This is a genomic window from Sorangium sp. So ce362, from assembly GCF_051519845.1.
GTDB lineage: Bacteria > Myxococcota_A > Polyangia > Polyangiales > Polyangiaceae > Sorangium.
The window spans coordinates 2,188,890-2,203,200 of the sequence record NZ_CP150332.1 but is presented as its reverse complement, the minus strand read 5'-3'; the positions used below and the strand labels follow the sequence as shown (position 1 = coordinate 2,203,200).

General features: G+C 70.8%; 9 protein-coding genes. 1 reads left to right on the top strand and 8 read right to left on the bottom strand.

Annotated elements, in window-relative coordinates; translation table 11 throughout:
* Positions 1-4: 4 nt before the first annotated feature.
* The 6 genes from WMF17_RS08700 to WMF17_RS08675 form a co-directional block, all read right to left on the bottom strand.
* Entirely contained in the window at positions 5-2,170 is a 2,166-nt protein-coding gene (locus WMF17_RS08700) for an FtsX-like permease family protein (protein WP_437648902.1), read from the bottom strand.
* Entirely contained in the window at positions 2,167-3,879 is a 1,713-nt protein-coding gene (lysS, locus tag WMF17_RS08695) for a lysine--tRNA ligase (protein ID WP_437648901.1), read from the bottom strand. Before lysS ends, WMF17_RS08700 begins: the two co-directional genes overlap by 4 nt.
* A protein-coding gene (gene prfB, locus WMF17_RS08690) for a peptide chain release factor 2 (protein ID WP_437601495.1) occupies positions 3,876-5,019 on the bottom strand; the annotation gives its coding sequence in 2 pieces (ribosomal slippage) (positions 3,876-4,949 and positions 4,951-5,019; 1,143 coding nt in all). Before prfB ends, lysS begins: the two co-directional genes overlap by 4 nt.
* 199 nt (positions 5,020-5,218) lie before the next feature.
* Entirely contained in the window at positions 5,219-5,638 is a 420-nt protein-coding gene (locus tag WMF17_RS08685; RefSeq protein ID WP_437601494.1) for a hypothetical protein, read from the bottom strand.
* A 260-nt stretch (positions 5,639-5,898) separates the two neighbouring features.
* Positions 5,899-6,426 (bottom strand): hypothetical protein, encoded by a 528-nt coding sequence (locus tag WMF17_RS08680; protein ID WP_437601493.1) that lies wholly within the window; start codon positions 6,424-6,426, stop codon positions 5,899-5,901.
* A 73-nt stretch (positions 6,427-6,499) separates the two neighbouring features.
* Positions 6,500-8,209 (bottom strand): DUF885 domain-containing protein, encoded by a 1,710-nt coding sequence (locus WMF17_RS08675; protein WP_437648900.1) that lies wholly within the window; start codon positions 8,207-8,209, stop codon positions 6,500-6,502.
* Positions 8,210-8,324: 115 nt separating this feature from the next.
* Between WMF17_RS08675 and WMF17_RS08670 the strand changes: the two genes are divergently transcribed.
* A complete protein-coding gene (locus WMF17_RS08670) occupies positions 8,325-9,476 on the top strand; it encodes a S1C family serine protease (RefSeq protein ID WP_437601491.1) in 1,152 nt (383 codons plus the stop codon).
* A gap of 74 nt (positions 9,477-9,550) precedes the next feature.
* Here the strand turns inward: WMF17_RS08670 and WMF17_RS08665 are convergent, their stop codons facing one another.
* A complete protein-coding gene (locus WMF17_RS08665) occupies positions 9,551-12,778 on the bottom strand; it encodes an efflux RND transporter permease subunit (RefSeq protein WP_437601490.1) in 3,228 nt (1,075 codons plus the stop codon).
* Between the two features lie 43 nt (positions 12,779-12,821).
* Complete coding sequence (locus tag WMF17_RS08660) at positions 12,822-14,123, bottom strand: efflux RND transporter periplasmic adaptor subunit (protein ID WP_437648899.1); 1,302 nt, start codon at positions 14,121-14,123, stop codon at positions 12,822-12,824.
* Positions 14,124-14,311: the final 188 nt, after the last annotated feature.

Sequence of the window (14,311 nt, the reverse complement as noted above, 5' to 3'; positions counted from 1 at the left end):
GGGATTACTCGTAACGGAGCCCGTCGACCGGAGAGAGCTTCGAGGCGGCGCGGGCCGGGTAGAGGGTGGCGATGGTGCAGATGAGCAGCGCCGCCGCCGCGACCATCGCATAGTCGGAGCCGTTCACGTTCACGGGCAGCCGGTCGATGTAATAGACGTCCGGATCGAGCCGGACGCCGAACCAGGACAGGCCCGTGCAGGCGGCGAGCGCGGTGCCGACGCCGTAGACGGTGCCGATGGCGCCGATGATGACGCCCTCCAGCATGAACACGCGCATCACCGCGTTGTCCGAGGCGCCGAGCGCCTTCAGGACGGCGATCTCCTTGCCCTTCTCCGTCACCATGAGGAGCAGCGTGCACACGATGCAGAAGCTCGCGACCGCGATGGCGATGGACAGGATGATGAACGTCGCGATCTTCTCCAGCTTGAGCGCGCTGAAGAGGTTCTTGTTCATCTCCATCCAGTCGCGGACGCGGAGCTTCGGCGGCGGCTTGCCGCCCTCCGGCGGCGCCTCGTCCAGCGCAGCGCTCGCCGCGATCGCCGCCTCGACGGCCGGTCGGACCTCCTGCACCCGCTCGGGATCCGGGACCCGGATGTCGATGTGGGTGATCTTGTCCTCGAGGCTGAAGAACTTCTGCGCCTCCTCCATCAAGACGTACGCGTGCGTGACGTCGTACTCGTACATGCCACTATAGAAGATCGCCGCGACGCGGAACCTGCGGGAGCGCGGCATCACGCCGGTGGGGCCGAGCTCGCCCATGGGTGACAGGAGGGTCACCTCGTCCCCGACGAGCACGTGGAGCGACTTCGCGAGCTCCCGGCCGATGATGACGCCCGGGTACATGCGCGTCTGCTGCTTCAGGTAGTCGCGCACCGACGGGTCGACGTCCGGCGGCTGGCGGAAGTCCGGCCCCTTGAAGTACGGCTCTCCGCCCGGGCCCCGGCCGATGATCTCCTCGGGGGGCAGGCTCGTCAGCTTCTCGGGGTCGCGCAGGTAGTCGAAGCTGCCGACCTCGATGTTCTTGGCGAGGTCGATGACCTGTCCGATGGTATCCGGATCGATGCCACGGACGAGGGCGCCGGCGGTGTTCGAGGCGCTGGAGCCCATCGCCTCGCCGGCCACGACGGGCGTCGCGGCGGCTCCATAGGGCGCGAGCGCGACGCGCACCTGGGTGAGCTTGTCGTCCCAGTCGCCGAAGCCGCCGGGGCGGCTGACGTCGACGACCATGTGCGCGTTGTTGCCGAGGATCTTGCGCTTCAGGTCGGCGCCGAAGCCGCCCATGATGCTCGTCACCGAGCACAGGGCGCACGAGCTGACGCCGACCCCGGCCATCGACAGGACCGAGATGACCGTGAGGAAGCCGCTCTTCGAGGCGCGCACGTGGCGCGCGCCCACGTAGGGCACGAAGCTCCGGCGCTCGAGCGCGTCGAGGATGAGCGGCAGGAGCGCCGAGAGCACGAAGAACAGGAAGATGACGCTCGAGACGAGCGCGGTGAAGCGGATGATCTGATCGGCGGCGTTGACCGACGCGAGCCGCCCCGTGGGCATCCTGGACGTGAGCGCCGCGGTGACCCCGAACGTCACGCCCACGAGCGCGCCCCACCACCAGACGAGCGCGCGATACAGCCCCTTGCGGACAGGGCGGCTCCCGGCGACCAGATAGCCCACGCCCACGCCGGACAGGAGGCCTCCGAGGATCCACTTGGAGGTCGGCTGGATGGGCAGCACCGCGCCCCAGAGGACGACGAGCGCGAGCGCGGCGAGGAGGGACGTCGCGCCGAGCGCCCTGAGCCCCGCGCGGACCCTGGACCCCCTCCTGCCGGAGAGCCACCTGGCGTTCTCCGTATCCGTTCCGGCCCGGAACAGCCGGAGGACGCCCCCCAGGACCAGCGCGGCGACGAGCTTCGCGATCCCCTCGGAGTTGCTGGAGAAGAAGGCGCCGACGAACGCGAGGCCCTTCGAGTGCCCGCTGGACGTGATGAGCGTGAGCGCGAGCAGGCTGGCGCCCGCGAGCGCGACCACGAGCCCGATACGCGCGACGACGGGGCGCCGCGGCTCCTGCTCGCCCTTCTTGTCGAAGCGGGTGGCGCCGCGCCATACGAGCAGGAGGACACCCAGCGCCACGGCGGCGAGGAGCGCGACCTGCAAGGGTCTGGAGAGCTCGATCACGCGTCGGTCTCGGGGCGGAGGAGGGGGAACAGGATGACGTCGCGGATCGACGTCGCGCCGGTGAGGAGCATCGCCAGGCGATCGATCCCCATGCCGAAGCCCGCCGTCGGCGGGAGGCCGTGCTCGAGGGCGCGGACGTAGTCGGCGTCGTAATCCATCGTCTCCTCCTCGCCCCGCGACTTCTTGGCGACCTGCGCGCGGAAGCGCGCGTCCTGGTCCTCGGGATCGTTGAGCTCGCTGAAGGCGTTGCAGAGCTCACGGCCCTCGATGAAGAGCTCGAAGCGATCGACGAGCGCAGGATCGCTGTCCTTCTTGCGCGCGAGCGGGGAGACCTCGAAGGGATAGTCGATGATGAAGACGGGGACGCTCTTGTCGCCCGCCTCGGTGCGGTAGTCCTTCGTGAGGAACGGCTCGACCACGTACTCGTAGGCGCAAAAGACGAGCTCCCCGGGCGACTCGCACTTCTTCGCGCCCGAGCGGAAGTTCGTCCAGTCGATCTCGCGCCCGCTCGCCTTCGCGGCCTTCGCCCACTCCTTGATCGGGGCGTCGTCCGCGACGACGCGCTGCGGGACGTCGGCCGGGAGCCCCGCCTTCGCCAGGGCGCGGGCGATCCCCTCGGCCATGGGGACGCGCGCGAAGCGATCGAGCGAGAACGCGCGCCCGGCCGCCCAGGCGGCGTGCTCGGCCGGGAGGCGCTCGGCGAGGCGGGCGTCGACGTGGCGGAGCATCGCCTCGGTCGCGTCCATCAGGGTCTCGTACGTCGCGTACGCCTGGTAGTACTCGAGCATCGTGAACTCGGGGTTGTGCCGCGTCGACAGCCCCTCGTTCCGGTAGCAGCGCGCGATCTCGTAGACGCGCTCGAAGCCGCCGACCACGAGCCGCTTCAGGAAGAGCTCGGGCGCGATGCGCATGAAGAGCTCGAGGTCGAGCGCGTTGTGGTGGGTCTTGAACGGCTTCGCCGCCGCGCCGCCGACGAGCGTGTGCATCGTCGGGGTCTCGACCTCGAGGAAGCCGCGCGCGTCGAGGAACTCGCGCAGCGCGGCGACGATCGCGCTGCGGGCGCGGAAGACCCCCGCGACGTGCGGGTTGGCCACGAGGTCGACGTACCGCATGCGGTAGCGCGACTCGACGTCCTTGAAGCTCGTCTTGGTCGGCAGCGGGCGGTAGGCCTTCGTGAGCAGCCGGAGGCGCCCTGCGCGGATCGAGAGCTCCCCCTTTTGCGTGGCCATCGCGACGCCGTGGGCCTCGACGAAGTCGCCGAGATCGATCTCCTCCAGCCGCTCGAAATCGGCGAGGCTCCCCTGCTCGCAGATGAGCTGGAGCTCGCCGGTCCGATCGCGCAGCCGCACGAACGTGACGCCGCCGAACGAGCGCACGAAGAGGACCCGGCCCGCGACGCGGAACGGGTGCGGCTCGACACGCGCCGGGTCGTAGCGGTCCCCGGCGGGCCGGTCCGGCGCCGCGCCCTCCGGCCTGGGCTCGGCCGCGAGCCGCGCCCCGTCGAAGCGGGCGCGGACGGCCGCGAGCTCGACGAGCGGCTCGCCCGCCGTGACGTCGTTGGCGAACGGGTTCTCGCCGCGGGCGCGGAGGCGCGCCGCCTTCGCCTTGCGGGTGGCGATCAGCGTCTCCTCGGCGCGCGCGGCCTCGGCGGCGTCCTTCGCCAACCGCTCGGTCTTCCTGTCGTTCGGTCTGTCTTTTTGCTGGCTCACAGAGCGTCGTCCTGCGCGACCGAGCCGCCCTTCTTGAGCGAGCCGCCGGCCGCGGCGAGCAGATAAGCCTCGATGAAGCCATCGAGATCGCCGTCGAGGACAGCGTCCACGTCGGTGGCGTCGATGGAGGTGCGGACGTCCTTGACGAGCCTGTAGGGCGCGAGGACGTAGTTCCTGATCTGGCTGCCGAAGTTGATGGCGCTCTTCCCGGCGTTGTAGGCCTGGACCTCGGCCTCCCGCTTCTGGAGCTCCATCTCGTACAGCTTCGCCTTGAGGACCTTCATCGCCATCGCGCGGTTCTGGTGCTGGCTGCGCTCGGCGCGGCACACGATGTTGAGGCCGGTCGGGAGGTGGCGCAGGCGAACGGCGGTCTCCACCTTGTTCACGTTCTGCCCGCCCTTGCCGCCGGCGCGCATCGTCGTGATCTCGATGTCCTTCTCGTTGACCTGGATGTTGATCTCGTCGTCGCTGTCCGGGGTGACCTCGACGGCGGCGAACGCGGTCTGGCGCGTGTGATCGGCGTTGAACGGGCTCATCCGCACCAGACGGTGGACGCCGGCCTCGGAGCGCAGGTAGCCGTAGGCGGCGTCGCCGGTCACCGTGAAGGTGACAGCGTCGATGCCGGCCTCGTCGCCGTCCTGGTAGTCGATGATCTCCGTCTTGTAGCCCCGGCGCTCGCAGAAGCGCAGGTACATGCGGAGGAGCATGGATGCCCAGTCCTTCGCGTCGGTGCCGCCCGCGCCCGGGTGGATGCTGACGATGGCGTTGCCGCGGTCGGCGGGGCCGGACAGCATGCGATCGAGCTCGACCTTGCGCAGGCGCGCCGCGATGGCGTCGGCCTGCGTGTCGGCGTCGGCGATGACGCCCTCGTCGCCCTCGGCCGCGCCGAGCTCCAGGTACTCCGCGAGATCCTCGATCTCGCGGCCGAGCTTCTGCGCCAGCTCGAGCTTCGACTCGACCTGGGTGCGCTTGCGGAGGACGGCTTGGGCTTTTTCCTGATCGTTCCAGAACCCGGGCGACAGCGTCGTCTGGGTCAGATCCTGGAGCATCCGTTCGAGCTTAGGGACGTCAAAGATGCCCCCTTAGCGCCTCAAAGCGCCTTTTGATGTCCAGGACTTTCTCGCGGGTCTCGGAGAGCATGGCCGGGGATCTATTCGATCTCGGCGGCGATCGCCAGGAGAGACCGTCCCGCGCGCGCGGACCGCGGCAGCCCGCGCCGGGGCGCGGTGGCGAGGCCGCGGGTTGACGCAGCGCACGCAGCACGCGGGCCGCGATGCGCTCCGGCTCGAGCAGGGGTCGGACCGGGGACAGATCTCCGGACGACGCGGCGGAGCGCCGGTCAGATAGGCTGAGCTCTCGACGCCTGGCGCCGTCCGTGAACCGCGTCTCGGATGGTCCTCATGGAAACCGGGGGAGGAGGCGCCGAGCTGCTGAGCGCGCCGTCGAGGTAGCGACCCAGGAGCTCGGTCAAGGCGATGGCGGTGATCGCGTTGGAGAAGAGACCGGCGACCGGGACGAGGCCGAGCGTGAAGTTGGCGAAGAGCCGCACGGCAGCTCCGCCCCAGATGATCTTGCTCACCTGCAGCCACGGAGCCCCGAGGAGCGGCGCGCCCCGCGCCCGCGTCAGCGACACGGAAAAGTAGTAATGGATGGGAACCACGATCAGCTCATCTGCGCCGGGAATGGGCTGCGTGACGAAGCTCGTCACTGCGGTGATGGCAGAATACTTGTTGGTCATCCGGCGGATCTTCGGTTCCATCAGCCGTATATACGGCGCGGAGTCAGCCACCGGGAGGCCCGGACGAGCCCGTCCGGCTCGCGGTGCGACGCGCGAAGTCGAGGACGAATCGCGCTCGACCAGAACGAAGCACCGGAGTCGGGGCGCCGCCTTCGAGAGAGAGCGACGAAGTGAGATCCCCCGGCGCACGGTAGAACGAGCTACGGATCGAACCAGCGCGAGCTCCGGAAACACCGTCTCGCGCTCTCCGCGTCCTGGCGGCATCTCCAGCGCTGCCAGCGCTACGGATCCAGCCCTTCCCTGCAGGCGACCCTGAGCTCGGCGAGCTCGGCGACGAGCGACTCCCGCTCGCTCCGCCACGCCGGTGAGTCGTCCGCGGCGTCACGGCGGCGGAGGTGCTCGCGCGCCTCGTCCCAGAGCGGGCGCGGAGGATCCAGCGGGGGCACGCGCCGGCGCACGGCGTCCGTCAGGCGGAGCACGCGCTCGACGCGGGACAGCGCCTCGCCGAGCGGCACCTCGCCGGCCTTGCAGCGCCGGAGCAGGCCGCACTCGTAGCTGCTGCACACGGAGAAGCGCGTCTCGTAGACGGTGCACCTCCGGTCGAGGTGACAGGGGCACGGCAGCCTGAAGGCGTCGTGGTACTGGTTGCACGCGAGCGGCAGGCGCAGCTTCTCGGCGAGCGGGAGCTCCTGCTCCTCGAGCGGCGCGACGTCGAAGAGCAGCCCCGTGCAGCACAGACCGCACGCGGTGCACAGATCCGAGCCGCTCGGCCGCGCCTCGGGGATCTCGCTCGCGGGGGGAGAGCTCACCCGCCTCGATTGGCACGCTCGCGACCGCGCGTCGAGCCGCGACGCGGGCGGGCGAGCCACGTCCAAGGCGCGCTCAGGTCGCGTCGTCGAGGACGAGCTCGCGCAGGTGGTCGAGCCCGACCGACCCGGAGCCGATCACCTTGGCGTGAAACGCCTTCAGATCGAAGGCCTCGCCCTGCCGGCGCCGCAGCGCCTCGCGCAGCTCCAGGACGACCCGCTCGCCGACCTTGTAGGAGATCGCCTGCCCCGGCCAGCCGAGATAGCGCGTCGCCTCGCTGTGCGCGTACTCCGGCGCGAGGAAGGCCCGGCGGTGGAGGTACTCGACCGCGGTCTCGTAGCGCCACGGCTCCCCGGCGTGGAGCGGGGCGTGCCGGGGGATCGGCAGCTCGAGGTGCATGCCGATGTCGAGGACGACGCGGTAGGCGCGCGTGAGCTTGCCCGAGAGCATCCCGAGCACGTAGTCGGGGCGCTCGAAATAGCCGAGCTCGTACATCAGCTGCTCGGCATAGAGCGCCCACCCCTCGGCGTAGCCGGAGCACGTCACCAGGAAGCGGTGGAGCCGGCTCAGCCGGTCGTCGAGGTGCACCTGAAGCGCGCACTGCAGGTGATGGCCGGGGAATCCCTCGTGGTACGCGGTGGTGATCTCCTCGTAGAGCGGGAACTCCTGCTTCGCGCCAGGGGCGTACCAGACGGTGCCGGGCCGCTTGAAGCCGTCGCTCGGGGGCACGTAGTACGCACCGAGCGCGCCGCCCGGCGGGGCCAGCTTCACCTCGATGTGACGGATGGGCGCGGGGATGTCGAAGTGGACGCCGTCGAGCTCGGCGAGCGCCCTCCGCTGGCGCTCGGACATGATCCGGAGAAACTCGTCGGCGCTGTGCGCGCACCGGGCGGGATCGGTCTTGAGCAGCTCGATCACCTCGGGCAACGCCGCGCCGGGAAGGATCTCGCCAGCGAGGCGCGCCATCCGGGCCTCAATGTCGTGCACCTCGGACCACCCCCAGGCGTAGGTCTCGATCGGATCGATGCTCGCGCCGAGGAAGCGGCGCGCCATGCGCAGGTAGCGCTCCTCGCCCACCGCATCCGCGGCGCGCGCGCTCGGCAGGTACGTCTGCTCCAGGTAGCCGGCGAGCGCCCCGAAGGCGGCGCGCGCCCGCTCGGCCCCGGCGGCGAGGCGCGCGCGGCCGGCGTCCGTGGCGCAGCCGGAGGCCTCGTAGGCGGCGGGCAACGTGAGGAAGAACGACGCCTCGCCCACCTGATAGCGGGCCTGCTCGATGACCGCGCGCGCCTGGCGGCGCGCGACGACCTGGCCTGTCCGGCGCCCCTCCTCGAGCGACGCCCGGTAGCTGTCGCAGGCCTGCGGGAGGCCTTCGAGGCGCGACGCGATGGCCTCCCAGCCGGCGGCGCTGCGCACGTCCATGAGGTCGAAGACCATCCGGAGGTGCTGGAATGCCGACTCGATGTTGTTGAGGTCGCGCAGGTGCTCGCCGTGGCGGAAATCGTCGAGCCGCTCGTCCAGGTGATCGGCCATCACACGGCGTGCGAGGCGACCCCACCGCGCCTCCGCCCCGCGCCCAGGCGGCGGCAGCGACCGGAGCCTCTCCTGGAAGGACGCGACCGTCGAAGCCCAGGACGCGGCGCCGCTCGGGCTCCAGTCGTTCCAGGCGCCGTCGTCGCACGGGATGCCCGCCAGGGTGGCGTGGGCAGGACATTGTGCGGCGAAGGCGTCGACGAACTCGTCGCTGAGGGCGAAGATCGGATCGCGCGCGTCGTGGTCTTGGCTCACCGCGACAGCATAGGCGGCCACGGCGGGATTTTCTCCGTGCACGCGAGACGATCCGTCGGCTCTTCGTTACGCTTGCCGGAGGGAGGCCGCTCACGGGGCGGCCCCGGGGAGCGACATGAACCACCGCAGCCTGCCAGGCGAGCTCCATGACGACGACCGGCGCTCCAGCGCCGCTCCTCCCCGTCCCCGGCCCCAGCCGCGGTCCCGCCGGCCGCGCCTCTCCGGGCTGCTCGCCGCGGCGGCGCTCGCGGCGCTCGGCTGCGGCGCCGGCTCAGGCGGCCAGCCGGCGAGCGCGGCGTCGCAGCCCGCCGCGATGACCCCGGCCCAGATCGCGGCGCGCGCCACGCCGGCGGTCGTCACGATCCGCGGCGACGGCTCGCTGGGGGCGGGCTTCCTCGTCCGCGAGGACGGCTGGATCGCGACGAACTACCACGTCATCGCCGGGATCTCGGATCTCAAGGTGGTCCTCTGGGATCAGAGCGAGCACCCGGTGCTCGAGGTGCTCGCGTTCGACGAGGGCCGGGATCTCGCGATCGTCCGGATCCACGCGCCACGGAGGCTCCCGCTGCTGTCCCTGGGCGACAGCCGCGCGGTCCGCCCCGGTGACCCGGTCGTGGCGATCGGCCATCCGCTCGGCCTGGCGGACACCGTGTCGAACGGCCTCGTGAGCGCGGTCCGCGTGGTCGATCCCGCGCTGACGCTGCTGCAGATCTCCGCGCCGATCGCGCCGGGCTCCTCGGGCGGACCGCTGTTCAACGAGCGCGGCGAGGTGATCGGCGTCGCCGCCGCGGTCGCGACGCAGGGGCAGAACCTCAACTTCGGCGTGCCCGCCGACTACCTCAAGACGCTGCTCGTGCACCCCGACCCCGTCCCGCTCTCGACGTTCGCGGCCGAGACGGCCGACGAGGGGCAAGCGCTGCCGGCGGTCAAGCGCGCGGTGCCCCACCACCGGCTCGCGGTCCTCCGCGGCTGCACCGAGGGTGACCTCCTCGTGCTGGCGCGGACGATGGACGGCGCGATCGAGGTCGGCTCGCCGCTCTACAACCAGGGGGATTTCGCGTCCTGCTATCACATCTACGAGGGCGCCTCGTTCGACATGGAGCGCCGGCTCGGCCGCGCGTGCAGGGGCCCGAAGCAGGCGCTCGCCGAGGGCCGCCGCAAGGCCGCCAGGCTCGACGACGACGCCGCCCAGGCCTGGGCGATGCGCGACGCGTTCGACGGTCTGCTGGATGTGATCCTGCGCAAGGTGCACGGCGACGCGGACTGAGCGGCGGCGCGTCGCGATCGCTCCGGGGGCCGGGCGCGGCGCGCCGCGGCCCGGAGCGCGGCCAGGCGGCGAGGCTAGTCGAGGTGGGCCCCCGCCGGCCGGCCCCCCTCGTGCGCGATCGCGGCGCGCGCCGCGGCGCCGTGAGGCCCCGCCGCGACGCCCCCGTCCCCCGCCGGAGCGACGCCGCCCTCCCCCGCCCCGCGCGGCGCGCCCTGGTCGTCGCTGCCCCGCATGAAGGGCAGGACCCGCTTCAACCACGACGACATGTCGTCGAACAGCGAGTAGGCGACCGGGGTCGCGAGCAGCGTCAGGAGGAGCGCCAGCGACTGCCCGCCGATGATCACGAACCCGGTCGCGCGGTTCGTGCCCGAGCCCGCGCCGCTCGAGGCCACGAGCGGGATCATGCCGGCCACGAACGCGAGCGTGGTCATCAGGATGGGCCGGAGCCTGTCGCGGTTCGCCTCCAGGATGGCCTGCGCGCGCGGCAAGCCGTGCTCGCGCAGCTTGATCGTGTGATCGATCTGGAGGATCGAGTTCTTCTTCACGACGCCGAACAGCACGACGATGCCGAGCAGCGAGAAGATGTTGAGCGACTGCCGGAAGATGATGACCGCAATGAACGCGAACGGCACCGTCAGCGGCAGCGACAGGAGGATCGTGATCGGGTGCAGCCACGACTCGAACTGCGCGGCGAGCACGAGGTACATGAAGACCAGCGACAGGAGCAGGGCGACCAGGAAGCTCTTCATCATCTTGACGAGCTCCTTCGACGCGCCGACGGGGCCGGCGGAGTAGCCGGACGCCAGGTTCAGCTGCGACGCGGCCTTGTCGAGCTCCTGGACGACCGTCTGCTGCGAGTAGCCCGCCTCGAGGTTGGCGGTCAGCATGACCTGCCGCTGGCGGTTGTAGCGCTCGATGCGCGACGGCCCTGTCCCCTCGGTGAACGTCACCACGTTGTCGAGCGTGACCGCGCCGAGCTTCGTCGACGGCACCGTGATCTTCGCGAGGCCCTCCTTGTCGGAGCGGAAGCTCGGCAGCGCGCGCGCGCGCACCTCGTACTGCTCCCCGCCTTCGTTGTAGGTCGACACCTTGTACCCGCCGACCAGGAGGCGCAGGGTGCTGGCGACGTCGCCGACCTGGACGCCGAGATCGGCGGCCTTCTTGCGGTCGATGACCACGCGGATCTCCGGCTTGCCGACGAGCAGCGACGTGTCCGGATCGACGACGCCCGGCATCGCCTTGAGCTTCTGGAGCAGCGTGTCGGAGTACTGGCCGATCCGCTGGAGGTCGGGGCCCTGCACCTGGTACGCGATCTGGGTGTTCTGGCCGCCGGAGAAGGCGGGCACGGGGCCGATGTTCGCCCGGAGCTTCTCCGCATCGAACTTCGGCTGGAGCTCGCGCCGGGCGCGATCGATGAGGTCCTGCTGCGACAGATCGCGCTCGTCCGCGGGCTTGAGCTTCACGTAGATGCTGGCGAGGTTCGGCGTCTTCTGCGGATCGTCGCCGATCGTCGTCAGCGTGTAGACCACGCCCGGGAGCTTCTCGAGGTCCGAGGCGAGCCGCGTGGCGATGACGCGCGTCCCGTCGAGGCTCACGCCCTCGGGCGCGCGCATGCTGACCTGGAACTGCGACTCGTCCTCGATCGGGAGGAAGTTGAACTTCGCGAGGCCGCCCAGCACCGGGATCGAGAGCAGCGCGAGGACCGAGGCGAGCACGATCACCCAGCGGTGCGCCATCGACCAGCGGAGGAGCGCCATGTAGCCGCGCTCGATCGGCCCGTAGAAGCGCGACTCCTTGGAGCTGCCGGCGTCGTGCTTCTCCGGCTTCCGCAGCCACCGCGCCGACAGCATCGGCGTCAGCGTGAAGCTCACGATCAGCGAGACCAGGATCGAGAACGCCATGGTGAGGCCGAACGAGTTCAGGAAGCGGCCGACGATGCCGCTCATGAACGCGACGGGGACGAACACAGCGATCAGCGAGAGCGTCGTCGCGAGCACCGCGGGGCCGATCTCCCGCGTGCCCTGGAGCGCCGCCTCCCACGGGCTCGCGCCCTTCTCCTCGATCCAGCGGTAGCAGTTCTCGAGGACGACGATCGCGTCGTCGATCACGATGCCGACCGCCAGCGTCAGCGCGAGGAGCGTGATCCCGTTGAGCGTGAAGCCCGCCACCTTCATCAGGGCGAACGTGGAGATGATGCTCGTCGGGATGGCGATCGCGGAGATGAGCGTGCTGCGGACGTTCGCGAGGAAGAGCGCGACGATGATCGCGGCGAGCAGCGCGCCGAGCACCAGGTGCTCCTTGACGGCGTTGACCGAGTTCTTGATGAACTCCGACTGATCGCGCGCGATGACGATCTGGTAGCCAGGGGGCAGGCGCTTCTCGACGTCGCTGATCCGCGCCTTCAGCCCGTCGATGACCTCGACGGTGTTCGTCCCGCTCTGCTTGCGGATGCTGAGGAGCACGGCGGGATCGAGGCCGCGGAAGCCGGCGGACTCCGGCTCCGCCATGCCGTCCTGGACGTCGGCGACGTCGCCGAGCCGGACGGAGTAGCCGTCGCGGTCCACGAGCACGATGTCCGCCATCTGCTCGACCGACTGCACGCGGCCGCGCGTCCGCAGGGTGAGCGATCTGCCGCCCTGCTCGATCCGGCCGGCGGGGATCTCGACGTTCTGGCTCGCCAGCGCCTGGGCCACCACGCCGCCGGTCAGCGAGTACTTCTCGAGCTTCTCCGGATCGATCCAGATGTTGATCTGGCGGCTCCGGCCGCCGATGAGCAGCACCTGGCCGACGCCGGCGAGCGACTCCAGCTCACGCCGCAGCGTCTTGTCGGCGAACTCGGTCACCTCGCGGACGCTCGCCTTCGGCGACGAGACGGCGAGCGTGAGGATCGGGGCGGCGTCCGGATCCAGCTTGCCCACGATCGGCGGGTCGATGCCCTCCGGGAGCTCCGCGAGGATGCCCTCGACCTTGTCGCGGACCTCCTGCGCGGCCACGTCGACGTTCTTCTCGAGCTGGAAGGAGATCATGACCTGGCTCAGCCCCTCGACCGACGCGGAGCGCAGCTCGTCGATGCCGCTGATGGTGTTGACCGCCGACTCGATCTTGTCCGAGAGCTCCGTCTCCACCTCCTCGGGCGCCGCGCCGGGGAGGACCGTCGTCACGACGATGAACGGGAACTCGACCTTGGGGAACCGGTCCACGCCGAGGCCGAAGTAGGAGAACGCCCCGAGCACGGTCAGGAGCAGGACGATCACCGAGGCGAACACCGGCCTACGGATGCAGATTGCCGCGAGCCATTGCATGGTCGCTACCTTTCCTCAGTAATGAGACGCGCGTGCGCTCGGCTCACTGCGCCGCCGCGACCTCGATGCCGTCCGCCAGCTCGCCCACCTTGTCGATCGCGACCTCATCCCCCTCGGCGAGCGGACCGATGACCTCGACGAGGCCGTCGATCTTGCGGCCGGCCTTGACCAGCCGCTCCGTCACGCGTTCGCCGGCCCTCACGAACACGCGCGCGCTCGTCCCGGAGGTGCCGACCGCCGCCTCGGGCACGAGGAGCGCCGTTCTTGACTCGCCGGTCAGCGCCAGCTGCCCCTGCGCGAAGAGGCCGGGCCGGAGCTTCCCCTCGCTGTTGTCGAACTCGGCCTCGACGGGCAGCGTGCGCGAGGAGGCCCTGAGGCTCGCGCCGATCCGCTTCACGACGCCCGGGAACAAGCGATCGGGGAAGGCGGCGACCGAGACGCTGACCGGCTTGCCGATCTCGATGGCCGCGATGTCCCCCTCGGGCACGTCGATCTGGAGCCGCAGCGGGTTGTCGCGGACCACGACCGCCACGACGCGGCCCGGGCTCGCGAACTCGCCGACGCTGATCCGCTTCTCGGCGACGGCGCCGTCGAACGGAGCCCGCACCGTCGTGTCGGACACCGACTTCGAGGCGAGCCCCGCCTGCGCCTGCGCCGACGTGAGCGAAGCGACGGTCGCGCGGATGCCGTTGACCGCGGCCTCGTACTGCGCGGCCGCGTTCTGGGCCTGCGTGCGCGCCGAGTCCCAGGTCGACTGGGCGACGGCGCCCTGATCGAAGAGCTGCTTCACGCGATCCGCCTCGGACTTCGCGAGCTCCATGCTCTGCTTCGCGGCCCGGACCTCCGGCACCTGGTCGGGATCGATCCCCTTCGGCGACGCGCCCTCCGGCAGCGCGAGCCTGGCCCGGGCCTGGGCCACGGCGGCGGAGGCCGCCTGCGACTGGAGCGCGGCGTTGCGCGCGTCGAGCACGACGAGCGGATCGCCCTTCTTGACCCGGGAGCCCACGTCGACCGCGACGCTCACGACGGAGCCGGCGACCTGCGTCGCCACCTCGCTGCGCTCGTCGGCGACGAGGGTGCCGCTGACGTCGAGCGTCTGCGCGAGCGGGCGCGCGGTCACCTTCCCGAAGCGCACGGCAAGCTTCTCGCGGGGCGCGGCGGTGTCGCGCGCCGCCGACGGCTGCGCGTCCGCGTCCGCGCGGCGGCAAGCGGTCAGCGTGGGCAGCGCGAGCGCCGCGAGCAGCGCCGCGACGGCTGCGGCGCGGGAGTGGATCGAGGCGGCGCTACGAGCGCCGAAGGCCCTTCGAGCGATACGGTGCTCGGGTCCGCAAGGAGGATGTGTCATGGGGAGTTCGCCCGGTTCTTTGCCAGCGCCTGCCGGTGCGGTCCAGGAGCAAAGCTGGCGGACATGACAGTAGGGTGCTGACCGGCCGGTCAGCAAGGGGGTGCTCGAGGCAATGTCTCCGTCCCTCTCGCACTTTATGCCGCCATGACCGCGGAAAACGTGCCGCACGCCGTGGTCATGGTTGCGCC

Coding starts and splice junctions, on each gene's coding strand:
- WMF17_RS08665 (WP_437601490.1), bottom strand. CDS start 12,778: ATGCAATGGCTCGCGGCAATCTGCATCCGTAGGCCGGTGTTCGCCTCG.
- WMF17_RS08660 (WP_437648899.1), bottom strand. CDS start 14,123: ATGACACATCCTCCTTGCGGACCCGAGCACCGTATCGCTCGAAGGGCC.
- WMF17_RS08685 (WP_437601494.1), bottom strand. CDS start 5,638: ATGGAACCGAAGATCCGCCGGATGACCAACAAGTATTCTGCCATCACC.
- WMF17_RS08670 (WP_437601491.1), top strand. CDS start 8,325: ATGAACCACCGCAGCCTGCCAGGCGAGCTCCATGACGACGACCGGCGC.